This is a genomic window from Microbulbifer regidiadema (SeqCode) (genome assembly GCF_052467605.1).
This window is the reverse complement of the sequence record NZ_CP174316.1, coordinates 4737286-4758056: the sequence shown is the minus strand read 5'-3', so window position 1 is coordinate 4758056 and position 20771 is coordinate 4737286. Positions and strand designations below refer to the sequence as shown.

General features: G+C 44.2%; 20 protein-coding genes and 5 pseudogenes. 5 read left to right on the top strand and 20 right to left on the bottom strand.

The window, feature by feature from the left end:
• Nucleotides 1-39: 39 nt before the first annotated feature.
• The 6 genes and pseudogenes from ACJJIF_RS21460 to ACJJIF_RS21435 all read right to left on the bottom strand — a co-directional run.
• Nucleotides 40-1137: pseudogene (locus ACJJIF_RS21460) on the bottom strand (IS630 family transposase).
• 462 nt (nucleotides 1138-1599) lie between these two features.
• Nucleotides 1600-2274: a penicillin-insensitive murein endopeptidase gene (locus tag ACJJIF_RS21455; protein WP_444930278.1), complete on the bottom strand. Its 675-nt coding sequence runs from the start codon at nucleotides 2272-2274 to the stop codon at nucleotides 1600-1602.
• A gap of 68 nt (nucleotides 2275-2342) precedes the next feature.
• Nucleotides 2343-2642, bottom strand: a pseudogene (locus ACJJIF_RS21450) (immunity protein Imm33 domain-containing protein); the annotation flags it as partial.
• A gap of 32 nt (nucleotides 2643-2674) precedes the next feature.
• On the bottom strand, nucleotides 2675-3040 hold the full coding sequence (locus ACJJIF_RS21445) for a hypothetical protein (protein WP_444930277.1): 366 nt from the start codon (nucleotides 3038-3040) through the stop codon (nucleotides 2675-2677).
• A 264-nt stretch (nucleotides 3041-3304) separates the two neighbouring features.
• The gene (locus ACJJIF_RS21440; RefSeq protein WP_444930276.1) at nucleotides 3305-3631 is read right to left on the bottom strand and encodes a hypothetical protein; all 327 of its coding nucleotides are present in this window, start codon (nucleotides 3629-3631) and stop codon (nucleotides 3305-3307) included.
• A 54-nt stretch (nucleotides 3632-3685) separates the two neighbouring features.
• Nucleotides 3686-4105, bottom strand: a pseudogene (locus ACJJIF_RS21435) (transposase); the annotation flags it as partial.
• Between the two features lie 110 nt (nucleotides 4106-4215).
• Here ACJJIF_RS21435 and ACJJIF_RS21430 point away from each other — a divergent pair.
• On the top strand, nucleotides 4216-4518 hold the full coding sequence (locus tag ACJJIF_RS21430) for a helix-turn-helix domain-containing protein (RefSeq protein ID WP_444930275.1): 303 nt from the start codon (nucleotides 4216-4218) through the stop codon (nucleotides 4516-4518).
• Between the two features lie 188 nt (nucleotides 4519-4706).
• On the opposite strand, the gene ACJJIF_RS21425 is transcribed toward ACJJIF_RS21430, so the two are convergent.
• The 8 genes from ACJJIF_RS21425 to tnpC form a co-directional block, all read right to left on the bottom strand.
• On the bottom strand, nucleotides 4707-4985 hold the full coding sequence (locus tag ACJJIF_RS21425; protein WP_444930274.1) for a hypothetical protein: 279 nt from the start codon (nucleotides 4983-4985) through the stop codon (nucleotides 4707-4709).
• Between the two features lie 369 nt (nucleotides 4986-5354).
• On the bottom strand, nucleotides 5355-5714 hold the full coding sequence (locus ACJJIF_RS21420) for a hypothetical protein (RefSeq protein ID WP_444930273.1): 360 nt from the start codon (nucleotides 5712-5714) through the stop codon (nucleotides 5355-5357).
• A 97-nt stretch (nucleotides 5715-5811) separates the two neighbouring features.
• Nucleotides 5812-6369, bottom strand: coding sequence for a hypothetical protein (locus ACJJIF_RS21415; protein WP_444930272.1), 558 nt, complete (start codon nucleotides 6367-6369; stop codon nucleotides 5812-5814).
• A 76-nt stretch (nucleotides 6370-6445) separates the two neighbouring features.
• Nucleotides 6446-6829 (bottom strand): hypothetical protein, encoded by a 384-nt coding sequence (locus ACJJIF_RS21410; protein WP_444930271.1) that lies wholly within the window; start codon nucleotides 6827-6829, stop codon nucleotides 6446-6448.
• The gene (locus ACJJIF_RS21405) at nucleotides 6826-6984 is read right to left on the bottom strand and encodes a hypothetical protein (protein ID WP_444930270.1); all 159 of its coding nucleotides are present in this window, start codon (nucleotides 6982-6984) and stop codon (nucleotides 6826-6828) included. The genes ACJJIF_RS21410 and ACJJIF_RS21405 overlap by 4 nt, the downstream gene beginning before the upstream one ends.
• Nucleotides 6985-7271: 287 nt before the next feature.
• Complete coding sequence (locus ACJJIF_RS21400) at nucleotides 7272-7718, bottom strand: hypothetical protein (protein WP_444930269.1); 447 nt, start codon at nucleotides 7716-7718, stop codon at nucleotides 7272-7274.
• Nucleotides 7712-7969 carry a peptidoglycan recognition protein family protein gene (locus ACJJIF_RS21395; protein WP_444930268.1) on the bottom strand — a complete coding sequence of 86 codons (258 nt, stop codon included), beginning with the start codon at nucleotides 7967-7969 and terminating at the stop codon, nucleotides 7712-7714. Before ACJJIF_RS21395 ends, ACJJIF_RS21400 begins: the two co-directional genes overlap by 7 nt.
• Before the next feature lie 62 nt (nucleotides 7970-8031).
• Nucleotides 8032-9465, bottom strand: a complete 1434-nt coding sequence (gene tnpC, locus ACJJIF_RS21390; RefSeq protein ID WP_444930267.1) for an IS66 family transposase — start codon at nucleotides 9463-9465, stop codon at nucleotides 8032-8034.
• Nucleotides 9466-9735: 270 nt separating this feature from the next.
• On the opposite strand from tnpC, the gene ACJJIF_RS21385 reads away from it, so the two are divergent.
• Together ACJJIF_RS21385 and ACJJIF_RS21380 are read left to right on the top strand one after the other, a co-directional pair.
• Nucleotides 9736-10362, top strand: coding sequence for a tyrosine-type recombinase/integrase (locus tag ACJJIF_RS21385; protein ID WP_444930266.1), 627 nt, complete (start codon nucleotides 9736-9738; stop codon nucleotides 10360-10362).
• 15 nt (nucleotides 10363-10377) lie between these two features.
• Nucleotides 10378-10692 (top strand): annotated as a pseudogene (locus tag ACJJIF_RS21380) (transposase zinc-binding domain-containing protein); the annotation flags it as partial.
• 161 nt (nucleotides 10693-10853) lie between these two features.
• Here the strand turns inward: ACJJIF_RS21380 and ACJJIF_RS21375 are convergent.
• Nucleotides 10854-12362, bottom strand: a complete 1509-nt coding sequence (locus ACJJIF_RS21375) for a DUF6892 domain-containing protein (protein ID WP_444930265.1) — start codon at nucleotides 12360-12362, stop codon at nucleotides 10854-10856.
• Between the two features lie 886 nt (nucleotides 12363-13248).
• Entirely contained in the window at nucleotides 13249-13626 is a 378-nt protein-coding gene (locus ACJJIF_RS21370; protein ID WP_444930264.1) for a hypothetical protein, read from the bottom strand.
• Between the two features lie 681 nt (nucleotides 13627-14307).
• On the opposite strand from ACJJIF_RS21370, the gene ltrA reads away from it, so the two are divergent.
• Entirely contained in the window at nucleotides 14308-15579 is a 1272-nt protein-coding gene (ltrA, locus tag ACJJIF_RS21365) for a group II intron reverse transcriptase/maturase (RefSeq protein WP_444930263.1), read from the top strand.
• Between the two features lie 424 nt (nucleotides 15580-16003).
• Here ltrA and ACJJIF_RS21360 read toward each other — a convergent pair whose 3' ends face one another.
• The 3 genes and pseudogenes from ACJJIF_RS21360 to ACJJIF_RS21350 form a co-directional block, all read right to left on the bottom strand.
• Nucleotides 16004-16348 (bottom strand): hypothetical protein, encoded by a 345-nt coding sequence (locus ACJJIF_RS21360; RefSeq protein WP_444930262.1) that lies wholly within the window; start codon nucleotides 16346-16348, stop codon nucleotides 16004-16006.
• Nucleotides 16349-17099: 751 nt separating this feature from the next.
• Entirely contained in the window at nucleotides 17100-17396 is a 297-nt protein-coding gene (locus ACJJIF_RS21355) for a hypothetical protein (RefSeq protein WP_444930261.1), read from the bottom strand.
• A 101-nt stretch (nucleotides 17397-17497) separates the two neighbouring features.
• Nucleotides 17498-19079 (bottom strand): annotated as a pseudogene (locus ACJJIF_RS21350) (IS3 family transposase).
• 41 nt (nucleotides 19080-19120) lie between these two features.
• Between ACJJIF_RS21350 and ACJJIF_RS21345 the strand changes: the two are divergent.
• Entirely contained in the window at nucleotides 19121-19798 is a 678-nt protein-coding gene (locus ACJJIF_RS21345) for an ISAs1 family transposase (RefSeq protein ID WP_444932397.1), read from the top strand.
• 471 nt (nucleotides 19799-20269) lie between these two features.
• Here ACJJIF_RS21345 and ACJJIF_RS21340 read toward each other — a convergent pair whose 3' ends face one another.
• Entirely contained in the window at nucleotides 20270-20593 is a 324-nt protein-coding gene (locus ACJJIF_RS21340; protein WP_444930260.1) for a hypothetical protein, read from the bottom strand.
• Between the last annotated feature and the right edge of the window lie 178 nt (nucleotides 20594-20771).

Here is a 20771-nt window from a genome sequence, read left to right as displayed (position 1 = left end):
AATGTGTCAATTTTGGTATCGCTTATCTAGTGTACTGTATTAAATAGATTGCTGATTTGAGAGTACTTGGCGTGCACGCTCCACTTTCAATAAAATTTCCTCAGCAGATTTCGTCCACACAAAAGCTTTCTTGGCTTCATTATGTGTTTCAATAAATTTCAGAATAGCCGTTTCCAACTCCTTGACTGAGGTGAATACCCCTCGGCGCAACTGCTTCTCTGTGAGTAATCCAAAAAATCTTTCCACCAGATTTAGTCAGGATGAACTGGTCGGAATAAAATGAAGATGAACTCGTTTGTTTCTCTTGAGCCAGCGCTTTACATTTTCATGCTTGTGAGTCGCGTAATTATCGACGATAAGATGAAGATCCTGTTCTTTGGGTGTTTGCTTTTCTACGGTCTTTAAAAAGCCTAAGAACTCCTGATGACGATGGCGCTTTCTACACTCACCTATGACCTCACCAGTCAGCGTATTAAGGGCGGCAAAAAGAGTGCTTGTCCCGTGACGTTTATAATCATGGGTCATGGTGCCACACCGCCCCGGTTTCATGGGTAGTCCAGGCTGTGTCCGATCCAGGGCCTGAATCGAGCTTTTTTCATCCACACAAAAGACAACAGCATTTTCTGGCGGTGACATATACAAGCCAACAACATCGCGTAATTTTTCTTCAAAAGCAGGATCGTTACTCACCTTGAACTTTTCGGTTAGATGAGGCTTAAGGCCCACTTCCTGCCATACCCTGCTGACAAAAGAGTGGTTAATTCCTAAGACTTTCGCCATGCCTCGCGTTGACCAGTGTGTCCCATCCTTTGGCTTACTTCCTGTCGTCATCTTGATAATTTTCGAGCGGAGTTTTGCCTGCTCTTCTGAATTCTTACCGCCATGATTAGCCCCCCTGGGCAAATCCTTCTCTATCCCTGCCAGACGCTTTTCTGCAAAACGATTGCGCCATCGGCCCACCGTATTGACATCAACGCTTAACTTTTTCGCAATTTGGTAGTTGGGAACCTGCTTGGCAGCGAGCAAAATAATCTTTGACCGCTCAGCTAATCTCACCGATATTTTTCGACTTTTTATATTCTTTTCTAACTGCTTTTTTTCTTCCGGTGATAAATTGATTTCGACTTGAGCTGGCATTGGTCTTCACTTAATCGCTAAATGAAGCTCACATTATATATCAGCAACCTATTTAATACACTACACTAGCATAGCTATACATTTACAGTAATTTCAATGGCTTCATCTTCAAACTCTAGCAACTTACATACCTCTAAAACAGTGGCTATAGCTATTTTGGGAATTTGGGCATCTGCTTTTAAAAAGATGATCATCTTATCGTTGCCATCATAGTCGTACCCATACTCTCGGACGGCTTTGCCAGTTAATTCTTCAACCTTACCAGGAATAATATATCTTAAGTCAGCATCTGGATTAGAAAGCAGCGCTGGATTTAGTGTTAGCTATATTTCCATTACAATACCTAATCCTTACCCTCTATAACACCGCTTTCAGCCACTGCCAAATACGGCGATTATTTTTCGGATTTCTACCAAATAAGTAACGGATTTAAAGGTCGTTTACAGCGCCTTGTTAGCACTACTATTTGCATGGTATAGAGAAGTCAACATGGTAGTGCTCATCATGCCTAACCCATGACCGCTTCGTAGAGAATTTAATATTCTCTCTCAGGTAGTGAGAGTATTTTGTTTTATATAAATTTGGCTGTAATTTTGGATCAAAAATCACTCGCCATATATCGTAGCCCTGCTTTTTGGCACTCTTGTGTAAAGCTACAACATGGGCAGCAATAGCTTCATAGTCAATGTACATACCATTATAGTGATCGTTGGTATCAAATTCTATGTCATAACCTAACTTATTTAATAAGTTAGTTGGCAAATGGACTGATTTGCCACTTTTATCCATTACAGGAGTCATAAAATCGACAGAAAGCCCGTTTCTATGGGTTTTATGGGGTTTGAATTGACCTCCATCTTTAAACCCGGTCTCTGCATATTTGTATACTTTCTTGGGTTGTTCCGCCTCTAAGTATTTATAAGCGGATACTATGATATCCCTTACTTCTGAATGCACGTAGGTGCGGCCAGCTAGTCTAGCCATGCTGCTATAGCCTACGTAGTTTTTTCCTTCCGATGGCAACTTCACCCCATTGGAAAGACTTCCATTGGAGGTTGTTCCGTAGCATGTACTCGTTTTCGCCCAAGCTACCAGCGGAAATATAAGTATAATTGTGAGAAAACATTTAATATTCATTATGCATTAACACCTAAAACACCACAACAAAAGTAAAGTGGCCGCTTTAATATCAGGTTCCTTTCTTATTACACACTGGTGAGCTGTGGATCATACCATACATCCTCGTACTCACCAGCAATCAACAGCCTATAACCTGACGGCAATGATAGGTACCGCTCCATTTCCGGAAGATATTTAGATATACGATCAACATGTAATGGCTTAAAAAAATCTACATCTTCAAGCATTTCTTCACCACACCAAATGTACCAACCACAAGTTCCATTTTCAGGGTTAAGTCGCAAGCCATTAATTGGTAATTTACCGATAGCTTCAATAGCTAAACCCAATTTTTGCCCCTCTTTACAGGGGAGCGGTGTTACATCATATTTTTTACATGCTCACTCATGGATTTGCACTATATTTTCCAAGATATATACCCAGCACAACGATGAAAATTAGCTAGCTTAGCCCGACTTTTTGAACAGTACTGCTTATTGTGTATTTTTGATTGACGCATATTCAGTATGGAATTGTTTGATCTTGTTAGTAATAGCTGGGATTTTTCAGATAAACTCTCATCCCACTTACTAATTAAAGTTGAGACCCGAAGATTCTCACTCACCCCGCAATTTTCAACTAAATCTTGCGACTTCGCCCTTAAAATATCAGCCTCCCAAGCCAAGATCTCATGGTAGTCTGACTTTACATGATATTTCCCGGAAAGCTCGTCAAGCTCAAGAGCTAATGCATTTCCTGTCTCTGCCAACGCTACTCTATTCATGTTTAATACACATAACCGAGGATGGAAGACACCTCACGACATCTCTCCTCCTGTATCATCAGGTATACGGGGCATGTGCCATAGCGGTTTAACGGACAGTCCCAGGTATCTAAAGGATCTACTTGCTAATACCCAGTAAAGGGTAGAACTTTATTGAGCAGCCATGATCCATGCATTATTTGTCCATATTTCATGCTAGAAAGCAATCAGCCCCCATTTGCTTAAATTGTTCCAACAACTACACTTTGCTTTTTATGTGGTTCACTACCAACTATAACCTCCTTCGGAGAGGTCAAGCGACCAACTTAAGTAGTCCATTATTTCGTCGCACTCAAATTCGTCAATCTTCCCGGCTACAACATAGCAATACAAATATGCTGACACAAAATGATATTTGTATTGAAATTTAGGCTTCTCATCATTAAATTGCGACATTTCAGCCAACAACTGTTCGTTGTTTACATGATTTACTTGCGAATAAAATGCAGGAGCAAACGTATACATATTTTCCCTAGAGATTCTGTCATCCCCCTCAACAGCCTGAAGAGCCATGGAAAGCACTTTTTCAACTCTTTCTAGCCATTCTTTCATAGAATTCTCCGAACTATAAATACATAACACGTTCTGGTGTTTTATACACACCTTTCAGCCTAATTTAAAGCCTTCTTTGTGTAACAGCTTCACTAGCAGGCGGCTTCCCAAGTTCTGCCGAGATTCTGTAAATAAGGCCTTCAAGCGATGGCACAGTTGCCATGTTTGGCTATCTATTGAGCCACCACTACGATGGTACCAATCGTAATAGCTGCTCTTTTTTACCTGCATTTCTTTCGCAAAGAAGGCGCTGGCCTTTTTTAGGATTTCCTTTTCCATCCGCAAGCGCTTGTTTTCACGTCGCAACCGATCCAATTCAGCGTGCTCACCTGCATCCAATCTTACTCCGCTCTCTTCCTGCTTCAGCTCCTTTCCCCAGCGTCGCAGGTTATTAGCAGTGGTTCCTACCGCCTCTGCAGCCTTAGAAATCGAATAGCCTTGTTCAGAGACAAGAGCTACAGCGTCTTTCTTAAACTCCGGCTTGAATTACCGGCGTATACCTTTTGTTGTCATACGTCACCTCACTTGGTAGTTTTACCATCTTAGCGAAGTGTCCGGAAGTATTAGACTATTACAGATTGACCATGAACGAACAATACCCGACCTATAACCAGGGGCCCAGGCCCGCGATTTACAAGCGCTACGACGCGGGCTTTGAACCCCCCACCGGGGCAAAGATAAAGGCGGAGATTGCCCGCGCGGGATTGACCCGCGCCCAGGCGGCGGCCCTACTCGGCTATAAGTCCAGCCGCCAGGTGCGCAAACTCACCAGTGGCGAGAAGAATATTTCCTATGCAATGTGGCGACTGCTGTGCATTTATAGCGGTAGTATTTTGGTAGATACCAAAGCCACTTATAAGCCGGAAGCGCGGGAGCCGAAAGCCTAAAACTAACAAAAACCTCTATATCTATAGTTTTTTTGGCAAGCTGTTCGAAAGGGCTGCGGCTTAATTAGATAGGAAAGAGAGAGTGCCAGCGTCAAAGGGTTATATGCTTTGACGCTGGTGAACGTTAGTGAGGCCGATGGATAAAGCATTAGCGCACCCAGTCCACAGGATAATGCTGCCTTTGTTTGTTAGGCTCTTGACTGTGGGATTTCATTTTGCCACAGGTAGCACTCCAAATTAGTTTTACGCTTAAAGCACTCAAGCACATTTGTACTAATCTGCCAGCGCCTGCAGATTACCAATAACTTAATTATGGCCTCATCTGAAGGTGGTTGGTTAAAGCTGATGGTTAGCTCCATTCCATGACCTCGCACCTGCTTGTAACCAGGAAGATCATAGATGCAGGAAAAGAAAATATTTTCATCTTCCTGGTCATAGAAAGTTGGCCCGTCAATCGTAATATCCATACGTACACCTAACGCCTAGCCTGTGTTTTATACGCATATTTGAACACTACTCGAAGTCCAATACAAAGAAATAGCCTAACTACCTGACTGGAATGTATGAAATTTAACCATTTGAGCTTTGCGGTAAATTTAGCGCCTCCCCTGGAGTCGAGCGCATATTAATTAGATAATTATCAGAACCCCTAGCTACTTAAGTAGCTGATCTTCCCTGTAGTAGATAGAACTGAAGTTCTCGATACTATCGTAGAGCCTATCGGAGTAGTAATTTTCACTGGAGAACTTGTATATAAAACTTAGCACTGTGGTTTGGGGCAGCCGAAGTAGCGCGTAGGCTGCCCCAGCCACGAAGTAGCGAACAACACCACCTTGTTAAGTGTGACCTTCAACACCAAACCTGCTTTTAATTAAGTTATTGATTATTTGTATATCAATTTCTCTGCCAGGCGAGCGATATTGGTTAGGGTTGGTGTTTACCCAACTTGCCACTACTTTGGAACCGCCAGCTGGAGAGCCCGCAAGCTGGAATCCAAAAATGTGATGCCCCGTCCAACTGCGGACGAAATACACCCAACCATTTTCAGAGTAGATAAACCACTTATCATCCATATCCTCAGGTTTATGCCCAGCTAGAATTTTTTCCGCATCGGCATCCCAGAAGAAGTTTTGATACCCAAGATCATCTTTCTCTTTAGGTAATGGCTCAGTTTTCCAGTCCTTCTTTTCTACCACTGTGCATCCTTACGCTTAATGTTCGCCACACAGGCGAGAAACTTGTTTCGAGTCCAAGGCACGGAGTGCCTGGATGTTCTGGCGCTTGTTATGCATTTTATAGTCCTCTCGCATGATGAATTACTTCAGACCATGGTTTATCAGAATGCCAGTTTTTATACGCCTCTTTCACTGGTAAATAATGTTTTGGAATATCAGACTTTGGTGCGCCACTGTATTCATAAGCCATGCCTTCTCTAAACCACTCGGGTCTTGTCATAGTTGAGACGACTCCGAGTTCAGAAAACTGAAACCAATGGATTAGCTCATGTTGCGTGATGTAGGATTGCCAAGAATTCGGACCGATAATAGTTCCTAGAAAAGGGTAAGAAATAGCTCGCTCATTACCACCTCCGAAAGATTCATAGCATTTAATAGTAGAGCAGTAGACGAAGTTAGGCCGAACCTCTAAATAGATGTCGTTGGCAAGTAGTTGCTCTATAGACTTTGTGAATATCTCAGTTGCTAGTATCATATTTTTTGAATTCTCGACGCATATGGAGTCATCACACACAACTCCATTTAGCTGCGGGAACAATAGTCTGATTGGTTTTACAAAAGACCAGCTCAGCGCAGGTATCAATACCAATAAGAGCATTAACGAAATTCGTTTCACCGCTCGACACCTTTATGCATAACACCAAGCTCACCTGCGGAGGCGCGATAACGCCAGAGTCGGGTGCAGAGTTTTGTTATATATTCTGATTGAGGCACTCAATTACTTGTTGCTCATAGCTTTGATTTAAGTAGTGATTAGAAACAAGATAACCGCCTCTAAAATTATAAAGGTGACCAAACAAGCCGTCCGCAACCTCTCTTGTAGTAACCAAGTTCGATTTAATACAAGTATGCCCGTCCTTTCCACCCCCTAGAAGATCGGCTATTAAAGCTGTCACCTCAACCCTAATACCATCAGGAACCGCTGGAGTTAAAGCCAGTGAAGCTATTTTTCCCGATAATTCTGTCATGCCTGATATGGTCTTACTATGTTTTCCACTCATATTTTCAGCATTATTAATATCAGCGTCAAGCTCTTCGATTTTCTCTTGGAATTCATATGTCTTTTCTTGAGTCAAAAATGTACAAACACGGACTTGTTTTCTAAAATCTCACCAACAGCATGCTTAGCCTCGACGAGACTATGGCTGGCAAAGCTTTGAAACAGCTTTGCGGCTTTAACTTTTTGAAAGCCTCGATGCCACCCCTCAATAATTACTGTGTAATCTTCCATATATCTCATGAAACATAACGAGGGTGTAGAAAAACTCAGCCCTCTTTTCGTACTGTGCTTCTACATGAAAATAGCCTACTCATCAGTGAAAGCTAGATCAGAAATCACGTAGAATCACCATTTATGGTTAATGTTTAATCACACCCAAGAAAGTAAAGACATAAATTAGTTTTTCTACAGCCTGAATTCCGCGATCTATGGCTAAAAAAGTGGCGCGTATTTTTGCTTTGCGAAAATCGTGACGCTTTTTGCTGTCCGCTGGAGCTACTTATTAACTTGTGATTATTCTACTGACCATGGATACACTCCATGTCACATGACTCATAAAATAATGTATTCTTGCATTCAGAACAATAATAGTATTTTGAATGAGCGCCATTATTAAAATTAATTAACCCCCTCCGAGCACGATCAATTTTCCAGGTTCCTTCAACGCCTGTTGACGTGATAAAACTTCCACTTGCATAGCAATTAGATGCGGTTAAATCGTGCGCATACTCTCTTGATGTTGCTGCTCGTGAATACTTAAAAAATTCTATTATTTCAGATTTATTTACAATAAAGGCTTTACAAGATTCTGCTGTTTCATCAGAACTGATGTAACCAGAATAGGAGCCATTGTTAACAATATGAATGGATTTAAAGTCAAGCAATTGCTGAGCTTGGCTCGTATTATTGATGATTAAGCAACTTAGCGCCAAGGTAGTGAAAAACAATAGTATATATTTTACCATGATGCTGTAGCCGCCTCTGTTTTATTTTTATAAGAAACAGTAGGATGTCGAAATATTTCCGTTAGCGGCACTTTAAGAGAGAGCCTTAATTCTTGGATAAGCCATTTAAGAGAATCGCTTTGCTCTTTTGTTAATGCTTCATAGGTTCGCTTGTCGGGATCTGGTTCACTAACAGGGAGTGCCTGACCAACAATTTCAATCCCTATGCTATCTTGATTAGAAGGATACCTGTCTGGAACATTTTTTGCCATTTCTCTTCGGTGTGTGCCTGATGGATCAAATTTTTTGAGGTAACTACTCACCCCCTACCGATTTAAATACGGCCCGAAAGCGCCATCTGAATTGCAATCAAAGGGTTGTAGCCTTTGTTAGCCATAGTTTGTAAATAGCTCGAAATGCGACAATAGGCCTGTGCATAGTGTGCTGCTCGAAAACAACCAGATACTTTTTGCTTAACCTTTGACATGCGCAGGTCTCTTTCCGCACGATTGTTGGTAAAGGAGACGTGGCTCTCTTTGGCAAACAATAAAACCGCCATTTCGTAATTTTTCAAGCGTTCCCATAGATTATGCGCATCGGTCTTCGCCATTTTGCCGCGCTGGCCTTTGGGTTTAACTGGAATCTCGGGTAATTCCTGCTCACCTCTAGCAATAACTTCCCGATACTGCTGTTGCAGAACAGCGTATTCCTTTTTAATCAGTTTTTTGCGTTTTCTCACCGAGACTGTTTTGCAGGTGGCTTGCAGTAAGCGTTTCATATCATTCGCCCACTCATACCCATTGGCATCAACGATAAAGGTCAATTCACGCAACAAATGCGAGCCACACAGGCCATGCCCACAGTGGGTATAAGACAAATACGAGGCCCAGCAGTCATGAATAATGACGCCCCCATAGCGTGGTATGATATCAATGTGTTCAATTGCTTCCTTACCGCGACTTCGGTGTAAAAACTTGAGGGTAATATCGCCGGAGGCATACACATGAATCCAATGATTCTTTTGCTCGACCCTCAGGGAGGTTTCATCTACGTTAAGCGAGGGATTTTGCAATAATTCCTCAAGAGCTGATTGCTCCCAGTCCGCCAGGGCTTCATGTAGTCGCAGGATAAATTTCAACAGAGTAGCTTCTGAGATCACTTGCCCGATCATGGCTTTAACCGCCTTCTGCACCCGATTTAAGGCGATCATTTGACAGACCAACAGGTTGATCGCGTAGGCTTTCAGGCCATTGCCGTATTGCAATGGTCCCGCCATATCGGCAGGGAACTCGCCTTTCACGGTATGGGTGCAAGTGGGGCAGGCTTTTACTTCGGCATCGACATGCTCGACTACTTTTTCAAAGTGAATATCAATACGAGTGCGTCGTTCATGACTTAAGCACGGGACGCTTGTTAGGTCTTCGCCGCAGTCACTGCAGTAGCGGACTTCGCTGATGGAGGTAGTTTCTGTGATGCGATGGTTGTCAGCGGCCTGAACGGCTTCTGTTTTCCCTTTCCCCTTACTGCCTTTATGGGGCAATGCGGATTCATCTTTGTCCGTTTGGGAGGATGGCTTGCTGGAGTTTTTATTCGTCTTGGCCGTTTTTTTCTCCAGAAAAATGGCGAGTATCAACTCTAGCAGAGTAAACACGCTTTGCAGCAGCAGACGACTTTCCTGGCTTAACAACTTCTCGGCACACTGGCGCTGGAACTCGGCTTTTAGGCGATCCATTTCCTCGCGCACAGAAGTTTTGTTAATGTTGGCCATAACCGAAAAGTGAACCCGTTATCTCGAAGGTGTAGGATATCACAAATTTTGGCGTGTCTCAGATCGTTGCGGATAACAATAAAGCGAGTTTGCTTAGAGCATTTGTCTCAGCTTTTCTGTTTCTTTGCTTTAGGGGTTGGGAGGGAGGACCTTCTAGAAGGCTCAGTATTGCTATGTAAGGCTGTTTATTTCTTTGCTTTAAAAAAATTTGATAGTTTTTTTGGTAAGGTGGCAGTTAGGGGTGAGTAGTTACGATTAAAGGAGCTTATCATGACACCTAAAGAGCAGCGCCGTTTCAACAGCCTTTATCAGCACCATCTACGCACCCTAAAACTGCAAGGGCTCAGCGAGAGAACTATTGACGCTTGCGCGCGAGCTGTGCGGCGCTTGTCTGGGCATTTTAATGCCTGCCCCGATAAAATCTCAACCGATAAACTCGAACAATATTTTTCTGAGCTGGTGGACTCCCGCTCTTGGAGTACCGTTAAGGTTGATCGTAATGGCCTACAGTTCTTCGGAAGCATATCCTCAAAGCGCGAGTGGCGGTGGCTGGTTATCGTCAAAGCACCCAAAATTCAGTCGCTACCCGATATTCTCACGCCACAGGAGATTACGCAACTTATCGGGGCGGCACGTAAACTGCGCTATCGTGTTTTTATTCTCACAACTTATTCCATGGGCTTGCGATTAAGTGAAACACTCACTCTTGAAGTTGGGGGTATTGATGCAGGGCGCAAGCAAGTACATATCCGCCGAGGTAAAGGTCATAAGGGTCGCCGCGTCCCACTTCCAAATCTGACCTGCTGTACTCTACGCTCGCTTGCTATTTCCTTTCATTTCCGGCGATATGTCATGGGTACATCGGACCAGGACAACAATGAGCAGCCTATCTGTTAACCTGAGGAGGCTGTAATGCGCCTTGCCTCCGTGATCGAACATTATGAAAGTGCTCTACTGCAAAAGTATGGTACCCGTCTACTACCTGAGCAGCGCCGAGCCATAGCGGCTATTTGTCACTGCCGTACCACTATGGCTGGTGAAGCACTATGGCAGTGCGGGGCCTGCTCTTACTCTCTACTGAGTCCACGCTCCTGCGGACATCGCAATGGCCCCCAATGTCAAAACCATGAGGCCAGTCAGTGGTTAGATCGACAGAGCCGCAAGCTACTACCGGTGGAATACTTTATGGTGACTTTTACCCTGCCAGCAGAACTGCGGGCATTAGCCTTGCAAGCAGCGGGATTACAGGTCCCCCACTCACCAGAGAAGGGGCGCTACGGGCTTGTCCAACAACTGGATAAGATCGCGGCTACGCGCGATCTATCCTTATTCGTTGATCTATCCTTATTCGTTAGATGCATGTCCGTCAACCTGAGAAAAAACCATTTTCATTGCACCTGAATATTATTGTTTTCTAATAGGCTAGAAAACTCACTGACTAACTTCTCACTGAATTCGCCAATGCTCTCCAAATTATTGAGTTTGTCTAAATCACTAAGTGAGCTTGCTTCAAAAATATCATCTTCGCCATCCCAGAATGGGGATAAATTTCCATATATTTCTTCGCTGGCATCATATCTTAGCTCCTTAATGGTAGATAAGAGTTCTTGGGGAATGCTGATGCCCCTCATATAATCGAGAGCCTCTGGGATGATTTCGTAACCAGTTACAGAGATTTCTCTGTGATCATATTCCTTTGCAAATTCATAAATATCAAAAGCCGGAGTTAATGTTTTTCTTATATACATCAATTCATTGATAACCATTAGCTTGATGTTTATATCAATAAATTGATCCTCCCCCCCTGATGGAAGGGTATATTCAGGCTCAAGTTTTTCGTTTAATAAGGTTTTCAGTTCATTTATATAGTTAGTGTTACCTTCTTGGGTCAAAATCGTGGCCAGTTTCCTTGCACCTTTTGATTTCACCAGAAGGCGCTTGCACTTATGACTATCTCTACCTAAATATAGCCATTCAATAGCAAAGCTTTTTTGACTGATACTCCAAGAATCAATTTTGGGCTCCATTTTCTCTACGATAGTACTAAGGTCTTTAGGTTTCGTTGTTTCCACATCGAACAGATCCAAAAATAATGTCCACGCCATACCATCATGATTTTCATCAATTGAAGCGCAAACATAGAGATCTAGAAGTTCTGCCATTATTTCGGGATGGTTTTCGGAGCGTTGAAGCACACTTAGGATAAACCCGTTTCCAAATATAATGTTTCGAGAAACCGAGTCTAATATCAATGACTCGTAATGTTTGTAAGATTTATTCGAGTGGTAAAAATATGTACAAGCGAATACTTCTAAGAGCTTATATCCAGGTTGTTCTCCTTTATTATCTCTATACGCAGCTTGTGAATCAAATGACTGTAATATCTTATCATATATTTCGACTAGTATGGTTTGAGACTCATCGAAGACTTGCCTTAGACATTGCGGTGAAATGGCAGATCCGTCTTTCTGATTGAAAAGCATGATCCATTGAAAGGCGATTTGGGATTGAGATCTGTCAGAGAAGTCAGCGCTAATAAGTCTTTCAGTCCATTCCTTAAAAACGAAATTTGCACCAGGTGTTGAACTACTTACTTTTAAAAGAAATTTGCCAATAGCTGCAAGCAATTGATTGCTTTTCTTCTCTTTGAGATCAACATTAGCAGCCAATAAGAGCAACTGCTTAGTGATATCTTTAGCATCTACAGATGATACAAGCTGAAAATCTAAAGTGAGTTTATTTATAACCCCTGCAATCTTCTTCCCACCAGACTTGATGGCAAAGTTTAAATCTTTATTAGGGCCATCAATTGGTAATAAAAATTCGTCAAAGCTTTTAACGTCAATTTCCTTTGGTGGGTTAATCGGTTCTTTGTTTTTCTTCCTAAATCCGAACAAGTGTATTCCCTCGTCTCCATCGTAGTGGTAGGACAGCCGGTTACCCGACTGCCCCCGCGCAGATCCGGACGTGCGGGATTACCGCATTCGGCTCCTCAGTTATATTATTTACCGCGCAGCTAAATCCTATCAAAGCTATTCACTCCACCCATCTTCGCCTTTTCACCCAATGACTGAAGTGCATAAACTCAGATTCAACTGAATGTAATGCTTGCACTTTTGTTTTCATACAATATCCAGCCCTACATGTCCGATGTATGTATCGACTGCAAGCTCAATATAACTGCCAGCCCCTTCGCCCTGTAGGCGGCTTCCCCGCCCTCCGACTACTATAAGCTGGTCCGACTCCCAAGACACCATCGTTCGTTTCGCTTATTCAGCTACACTGCCCTACCCATTCCTTTGGGAGTTACCTTGGGTCTCACAAGTTCTCATTACATCTCTGTATGCATGCCACGGCTTAAGAACTCCGCTAGGTCTCCACAATCTTGCCATTCAGGTAGCGAAAAAAAATTCACTCCTGAGTCGATTGCTTTGTATGGACTTCGACCACGTTACAAGCCTCGTCACCTAGAATTTGCATTTCGAAGCGATACCAGCACTTCAGGAGCGCGCACTCCCTACGGCCTACATATTTCTCTGTCTACGCTTCACGTTTATTGTTCGCTCGTGCATCCTGCCTATCAAATACTCCTAATTTAAAGCTCCGCACAACGCGCAAGACTCGATACTGGTGAGTGGCTAACTCTTACCAGGCTGGGACTTTCACCCAGCAAGATGCAACAAGCTTCGCTTGTCGCACTAACGCTGCCAGAATGCGCAAATTTGGAAGCCGAAGGCTGGAAAATTTGTCGCCATTGCTGGCTTTGTTATATGTGAGTTCAAATTAACCTGCTACCTCAGATGTATACTCTTTATATAATGCATCGGCCCGCTCATTAGCAATTTTAGTCTGGGCTTTTGAGAGGTGGTTATATGATGTTGCTCTCAATGTGCTATCGGTGTGCTGCAACGCCTCGACAAGGATCTCTTTGATGATTTCGTCTTTGGAGACTCCGCGCGAACAAATTGTAACCTTTCTCGCTATCATGTCGTATTTAATTGGGCGGTCAAACCGAGATTTTTCCGGCAATTCATTTGACAAGCGATAAGTCTTGGCCCTGAAGTCCAGTTTTTCAGATATAAATTTATGGATGGATTTCACTTCTTTGATTGATAATGAATGTCCATCGTTATCATTCACTTTATCCACTATTACATCCATGAATTGCTCCGTGATCGATGCTGGCTGAACTTATAACTCCCCAAGCAGAGGCTTATTTTGCGTTTTGGAGCGAAGCGACAGCAAAATAAGTCCTTCTGGCTTGGCTTGGTACGCCCAGCATGGGCGTGAACTAATGGGGTGAAAGTCCCCTGTAGGAGGATCACCGTTTAATGGTCTCCATTAAATGCTAACTACTAGCAAATGGCAACTGCAAGACCGTGAGGTCTTATGGGGAGGAAGCCGCTAGCAAAGCTACGAGCTGACGAACAGAAACATCATATAAGGCTTAGCCTGGAGGCGAGGTAGCCAAGGATACCGAAGCCATGTGGTCTAACGGGTAGAGTAAATGATGCAGTTGTGTAGTGAAAGTTCACGTTCTTATCTGGGGAGATCTGTTCAACCGGCTGCTGTAAAGCTGTCAGCGTGGCCGCTGACTCATAAGTAGGCCCAGCCCGCTAGCCACCATCGCGGGGGTAAACAAAATTGGTGGAACACAGCAGCGCCTCGGCCAGTAATGGCCAAGGTGATTGAACAGAAGTCAGCCGACGGCATAGTAGCCTAATGCCAAGATTAATACCTTGGATACGGTGAAGGCCTGAACCCAAAATCCACGAGTTAAAAGACAGGGCTAGCCTACCGATGTGTTGCCAGCCGGATATAAAATTGACGTAGCGCACTGCCATGACACTCAACTCAAATGAAAATCTGCTTGAAATCATCCTCAGCAAAGAAAACCTTAATGCTGCATGGAAACACGTGCGAAGCAACAAAGGTGCCGCAGGCATTGACGGGATTACTGTCGATAATTTTGTGCAGCACTTCAAGGCAGTTGGCGACGACCTCATCGAGACTATTCGACAGGGTCATTACCAGCCGCTTCCCGTCAGACGCGTCTACATTCGCAAGCCAGATGGTGGCCAGCGTGGTCTCGGGATACCTACGATCTTTGATCGTGTTATTCAGCAGGCTATCGCCCAAATCATCGGTCCCAGTTTCGATAAAACCTTTTCGGAGTTCAGCTATGGATTCCGCCCAAAGCGATCACAGCATCATGCGGTGAAAAAGCTACAGAAGTATATCGAAGGCGGGAAGCGAATAGCCGTAGATGTCGATTTATCTAAGTTCTTCGACCGGGTCAACCATGACTTCCTCATGAGTTTACTTGGCCAAAGAATCAGCGACAAGCGTTTACTCAAATTGATCGCAAGTTACTTGCGTGCAGGAAGTGTAGAAGATGGATGCTGGAAAGCCTGCCATGAGGGGGTGCCACAAGGGGGCCCTTTATCGCCGCTGCTCTCCAACATTGTACTCGACCTGCTCGATAAAGAGCTGGAAAAACGCCGACATGATTTTGTTCGCTATGCGGATGATTTTATGATTGTTGTTGCTTCTAAGCGCGCGGGTGAACGGGTTATGGCGAGTATTAAACGCTTTGTTGAGCGCAAGCTTAAACTCAAAGTTAACGATACTAAAAGCCAAGTAATTCCTGTCAGCCGCTGTAAGTTTTTGGGATTCTCTTTTCGCGGTGCAAGGCTCGTCTGGCATGACAAGTCCCTGCTCCAATTTAAATACCGCATCCGCCAGATTACAGGGCGATCCCGTGGTATTTCTATGGAAAAGAAATTGAAAGAACTTACCGTGTTCCTCCGTGGTTGGATCAATTATTTTGGTATAGCGCAAGGCTATCAAAAATGTATCGATCTTGACTGCTGGATACGGCGAAGATTGAGAATGAGCTACTGGAAAAACTGGCGTAAAGTGAGAACGAAAGTCCGAAACTTACTACGCATGGGTGTGAGTGAATCACTGGCTGTCACTTGTGGATCGTCCGGTAAGAGTTACTGGCGAAATGCAAAGACTGAAGGTATTCATATTGCACTCAACAATGAGCTTTTCCAAAAGATGGGCTTGATTTCGTTACGTGACCGCTGGGTAGAGATTCATTACGGATAGGGAACCGCCCATTGCGGACCCGCACGAAGGGTGGTGTGGGGGCCGGCAGCTAGAAACTACCGGCTACCCGATTTAGCGCCTTTGTGCAAGACACTGATCATTAGAATATATCCTCATAGTCTTCATCATTCTCTCGCCCGTGGAGAACTTCCCACATACCTTCCTGGTGTAGCCAAATCTCGTCGGCATTTCTCTCGATATACTCATTCACATCCATTCCATCTATAACAGACGGTCGTTTGACCCTGACTTGTTTTCCATTGATGAAAATCCAATTATATCTCTTTTTTCTATCAGCTTTTTCGCGCTTTTGTTCAGCTGTGAGCCTATTCTTTGACTTTGCCATTTCTTTGAGATCTTAAACGCTAACGCCTAGCTCACCGAGCGAGCGTTAGCGAGTCCGGTGTAGCTATTTGTTAGGCATTTAATTAAGACATTCGCCAATAAGGTCATAATTTTCTTTATTTAACATCTCTGCTTGAGCGACTTTTTGATCAGATTCTTCTTTAGAAATAATTTCTTGCTTTACCAACCATTTGAACTTACCAATCTCCTGCTCCAACTCGTTTTCTGGATTAAGCTCATTCATAATTTTGTCATGATTTTTATCTTGAATGACAAATAATTTTCCATAAATACAGACCTCTGAATAGATAGCATACCTAATTTGAAAAACACCCAGCACATACCAAAGGTAGTCTACATTTCGAAGCCATTTGTTCTGCCCTATTTGAATAGATGATTTCTGAGGGATGTCAGCATAGTTCATCTATATCACCAGATCCAAACTTATCTTCATAGGTGGCCTACCCGACAATGGTTGGGGGAAAAATCGAAATTTGCCCGTTCAACCAAATCAGTACACGTAAACTATCTCTTGGAATTAAACCATAGCTGGTTCTTAATAAATATAAATATTCCGCAGGCCAGCATGCTATTGAAAACAAAACTAAAAATAACAAATTGTTGCAGGAGTGTATTTTGGCTGTTGGCAAGAATGGTTCCAAGAGGAAAGCGAAGTATAGAAAAATGAATATAGTAGCAAAGCTTTGTGACGAACGGCATAGACTCAATATACTCATCACTATAGGGCTCAAGGGAGCTTCCACTATTTACTATATTGTAGTACCAAGACTGTTCTACGATTCCTGTAATTACGGCGGAAAAAGTATAGACTAGCAAGAAGATTATCGGATATTTTAAGCGCCGCATTATTTTGTCCCTTTTAAAGCTTCGACTAGCAGGCAAATAGATTCTTCTTTGGTCGCTTTCGATATAGATGCATGGGTGTTACCGGGTTTTCTATGGTTATTGACTGTGGTCGCATTTTTATCTACTGCAATGTTCTTACCACCTTTCTGACCAAAGTTTGTCTCAGGAGTATCAGTCCCAAAATTTTCGTTTCGTTTAACGTTTGCTGGAATTTTTCGATCTACTCCAAAGTTATTGAAAGTTGCTGCATCGACTGTAATTAATAGGTCTATATTAACATGTCGGGCATTTCCAATGCTCCTTTCGAACTAATTCGGCTTGTTCAAGTTCTCGGCAAGCTCAACAGCTGTATCTCCCCCCATACTATAGCCGTATATGAGTAGTTTCCCGGTTTGCTTTCCATCGCGAAAGGACAAATTTTGTTTTATGAAGAGCTTTGAATGCATTTGAACCATTTCATACATATCGGTAGCAAAGGCTCTAACTTTAATCGTCTCTCCTGGTTTGAGGGTATAACGCTCCGCAGCTTTATTTAAAATATCGACAACTCGATTGTCTTTTGTATTCTGTATTCTGTGGGATCGGCTGACCAACACCTTTTTCATATGGATGATTAAACCCCTCAAAAGCTAAAATGACGTGGGTAAAAGATTCCATAATTTATATCTCTCGTAATTTCTAGATTTGCCTAACATTTATATAGTGGTCATCCGGTATCTGTCAACGTAGTTGTCGCGTTTAAGGTATTAGCTCTTTGACAATTTACCGCCTTTTCCGGATTCAGAGTTACCGATTCCGGCAAGCTGATGTTTCTGGTTTCTCCTGACCAGCGACGAGGGTTCTTGGCCTTCGCAGCCTCAAGCACCGCTTTGCGCTGGATCAGTATCTCGTGAGCTTCGCCATTATGGCGCTGCTCAGGTGTCACGTAGTTCAAGCCACTGTGGCGATGTTCGGTGTTGTACCACCGTACAAATGTCAGTACCCAGTTCCGAGCTTCATCGATTGTTTTGAAGCCAGTTACCGGGAAGCCCGGCCGGAACTTCAGCGTCTTGGACAATGACTCAAAGTAGGCATTGTCGTTACTCACCCGGGGAGGGCTGTTCGAGGGCGTTATACCAAGGTCGTACAGTTTCTCCAGGAAGGTCGCCGCCTTCATGGGGCTGCCATTATCGGAGTGCAGTACAAGTGGCTTCTTCTTGGCAGCCAGGTGCTCCCGCCAGTAGGCTTTCTCGATAAACTCACAAGCCAACTCTCCTGTCTCACGCTCATACACTTCATGGCCGACGATTTTCCGGCTGTAAATATCCATGACCAGATACAGGTAGTACCAGGTTCCGCATGCCGGCCCCGGCAGCCACGAGATACCCCAAGACCACAGGTAATTTGGCTCTGAGGCTTTGTGTGTGGTCGCTGCTCGCTTTTTCTCTGGTGCCTTCTGCCGGCCTCGGCGGTGAACCTGATCGTGCTCTCGTAAAACTCGATAAAGTGTCGATTCAGAAGCGAGGTAATGGCCCTGATCCAGCTGATCGACAACAATAAATGCTGGCGGGCAGCTTCGGTATTCAGGTTGGTTACACAGGGCTACCACGGCTTGACGCTCCTCGACGGTCAGCTTGTTCGATGGCTCACCACGGGCCTCTGATCTTCTCTGACAACCGCGTCAGAGGTCCAGCGTTGATAGGTGCGTAGCTCACGTTCAGCAAGGCACAGGCCTTAGCCAGCCGGGCTCCGCTGCGATTGGCTTCGGCAATCAGAGCAATGGTTTGCTGGCGATCTGGAAGGCTGGTCATTCGTCCTCATCTTTATGGCCCCAGATCGCCTCGGCTTTTTTTTGACAGTGTGAGCAGCGCAGCGGTTTCTGCGAGCGCCTTCTCCTTGCGTTGCAGCTCTGCCTCAAGCTTTTTAATACGCTTTTTCTCGGCCTTACTGGCTTTCTGGTTGCGCTTCGACTGCTCATCAGGTACAGCATTAGCTGACATGCAGGTCGCTTTCCAGGCCTCAATCTGCTCGGCAAAAAGGTCGTTTTTGCGGCAGTATTCACTGAGTTCCGCCTCAGTCATCGGGGCGGTCTCAAGGACGATTCTGAATTTTTCTTCGCTACTCCAGTTTTCGGGAGTGGCAGAGTTGGACGGCAAAACAACACCTCGTTGTCTAGCAGCTTTGCGCCAATTGTACAGGGTGGCGGTACTGATGCCTTCCTGACTAGCCAGTTCGGCCACGGTCATACTGTGAGGCGGTGCCATCTTCTTGAGGATGGCCTCTTTACGTTCGGGTGAATAGTGGGGCATGGTTGTCCTTTGAAAATTTCAAGCGACAACTACCCTGACACATAGGTATCCCGGAATTACTGGATACATTGGTACTGGATAATTGCCTGATTACCATTGATACAATGGGTTGCCAGACAGCCATCGCCGATAAAATTATCGCAAAAAATGCTGATTACCTGCTCGCCGTTAAGGACAATCAATCAGTTTTAAAAGCAGGTATCGAAGCCACGCTAAGTAACCGCAAGCCCAAACCCTACCAATGCCCGGAGATTGATTTTCATCAGTGTGAAGGTTCAAATCGGGACCGCTATGAGGTTCGCCGATGCTGGACAACACAATCCTTGACCCAATTGGAAAACGCTGAAAAGTGGCCGTCATTAAAGACGATCGCGTTGGTCGAGACCGAGCGCCGACACCACGGCGAGTCTGTGATAGAGCGACGCTACTACATATCGAGTGATACTTTGAGTGCCCTGGCCTGTAGTGACTCCGTCCGGAAACACTGGCCAATTGAAAATAGTCTGTACTGGGTACTGGATATTGCTTTTAGGGAGGATGATTGCCGTGTGCGTAGTGGTAACAGTGCGGAGAATCTATCCCGACTTAGGCAGTTTGCCCTCAATTTACTGAAGCAGGATAAGTCCACAAAAATGGGGCTAAAAAATAAGCGTATGAAAGCGGCATGGAGCACCGACTATCTAGCCCAATTAATTGGTATTGAATTACCTGATTTGTAGTGCGATTGCCCTGCTCCCGAAGGGCTTTCGGCGAGTACGTGATTACGGCTTTCTGCATAGTAATGCCAAACGATTATTGCAGCTTGTACAGCTGACCCTCAAAGTTATTCTTGAAACGCTCAAACCAAGAAGTCGACCGTCAATGCGTTGCCCAAAGTGCTGTGCCCCCATGCAGTTTGTACAAGTCTTTAGCCCGGGCTGGCTCTCGGGCTGATGAGCAATCTCTTAGTAAAATATTGCCACTTACCAACAAGGAGGGAATAAGAGTTCAGTAGAAAACACTACATCGATTGGCACCAGAGAAGCCAAGGCTGGTGATCGCCTTTAAAAAATTGAACGATAATAAATCCCAAAATATTCCACACTCCCAAAAAGATATTTTCTTATAAAGAGCGAGTCGGGCGCTACGGGCTTGTCCAACAACTGGATAAGATCGCGGCTACGCGCGATCTATCCTTATTCGTTATAGCTTTACTCTTTTGCCACTGATTCTTTAGTCGATAAGATTTCAATTATCTGACTGTTTGAACACCTCAAATATACAGAATATCTGTAGTACAGCCCTGTAACTATATCGGTGCATTCAAAGAATACAGCAGCCTCGTGATCCTTGAAGAAGGATTTCACTTTCCTGAAATCAGACGAATTGGCATGAGCACCGTGACTAAGCCAGATATCTTTAGCGTTGCCAGAGCCACAATCTTGAACAAAAAGACCCTTATGGAATATTTCATTCGCCAACTCCACACTTGGAAACTTCCACCATTCAATAAACTTATCTATCAGTCTTTCCATTTCTATCTCTAGCAAAGGCTAGTAGTGGTAGGACAGCCGGTTACCCTAACTGCCCCCACGCAGATCCGGACGTGCGGAACTACCGCATCCGGCTCTTCAATAATATATTCGCTCGTGTAAAGCACGAACCCTAATACCAGTCCACAAGTATACTGCGTTTGTATACTCGCGGTGGCTT

What these genes read in the sequence shown, in the direction of transcription:
- tnpC (WP_444930267.1), bottom strand. Translation starts at nt 9,465, where the DNA reads ATGGCCAACATTAACAAAACTTCTGTGCGCGAGGAAATGGATCGCCTA.
- ACJJIF_RS21340 (WP_444930260.1), bottom strand. Translation starts at nt 20,593, where the DNA reads ATGGAAAGACTGATAGATAAGTTTATTGAATGGTGGAAGTTTCCAAGT.
- ACJJIF_RS21360 (WP_444930262.1), bottom strand. Translation starts at nt 16,348, where the DNA reads ATGAACTATGCTGACATCCCTCAGAAATCATCTATTCAAATAGGGCAG.
- ACJJIF_RS21455 (WP_444930278.1), bottom strand. Translation starts at nt 2,274, where the DNA reads ATGAATATTAAATGTTTTCTCACAATTATACTTATATTTCCGCTGGTA.
- ACJJIF_RS21385 (WP_444930266.1), top strand. Translation starts at nt 9,736, where the DNA reads ATGACACCTAAAGAGCAGCGCCGTTTCAACAGCCTTTATCAGCACCAT.
- ACJJIF_RS21355 (WP_444930261.1), bottom strand. Translation starts at nt 17,396, where the DNA reads ATGAAAAAGGTGTTGGTCAGCCGATCCCACAGAATACAGAATACAAAA.
- ltrA (WP_444930263.1), top strand. Translation starts at nt 14,308, where the DNA reads ATGACACTCAACTCAAATGAAAATCTGCTTGAAATCATCCTCAGCAAA.
- ACJJIF_RS21440 (WP_444930276.1), bottom strand. Translation starts at nt 3,631, where the DNA reads ATGAAAGAATGGCTAGAAAGAGTTGAAAAAGTGCTTTCCATGGCTCTT.
- ACJJIF_RS21370 (WP_444930264.1), bottom strand. Translation starts at nt 13,626, where the DNA reads ATGGATGTAATAGTGGATAAAGTGAATGATAACGATGGACATTCATTA.
- ACJJIF_RS21395 (WP_444930268.1), bottom strand. Translation starts at nt 7,969, where the DNA reads ATGGCAAAAAATGTTCCAGACAGGTATCCTTCTAATCAAGATAGCATA.
- ACJJIF_RS21430 (WP_444930275.1), top strand. Translation starts at nt 4,216, where the DNA reads ATGAACGAACAATACCCGACCTATAACCAGGGGCCCAGGCCCGCGATT.
- ACJJIF_RS21400 (WP_444930269.1), bottom strand. Translation starts at nt 7,718, where the DNA reads ATGGTAAAATATATACTATTGTTTTTCACTACCTTGGCGCTAAGTTGC.
- ACJJIF_RS21445 (WP_444930277.1), bottom strand. Translation starts at nt 3,040, where the DNA reads ATGAATAGAGTAGCGTTGGCAGAGACAGGAAATGCATTAGCTCTTGAG.
- ACJJIF_RS21405 (WP_444930270.1), bottom strand. Translation starts at nt 6,984, where the DNA reads ATGGAAGATTACACAGTAATTATTGAGGGGTGGCATCGAGGCTTTCAA.
- ACJJIF_RS21425 (WP_444930274.1), bottom strand. Translation starts at nt 4,985, where the DNA reads ATGGATATTACGATTGACGGGCCAACTTTCTATGACCAGGAAGATGAA.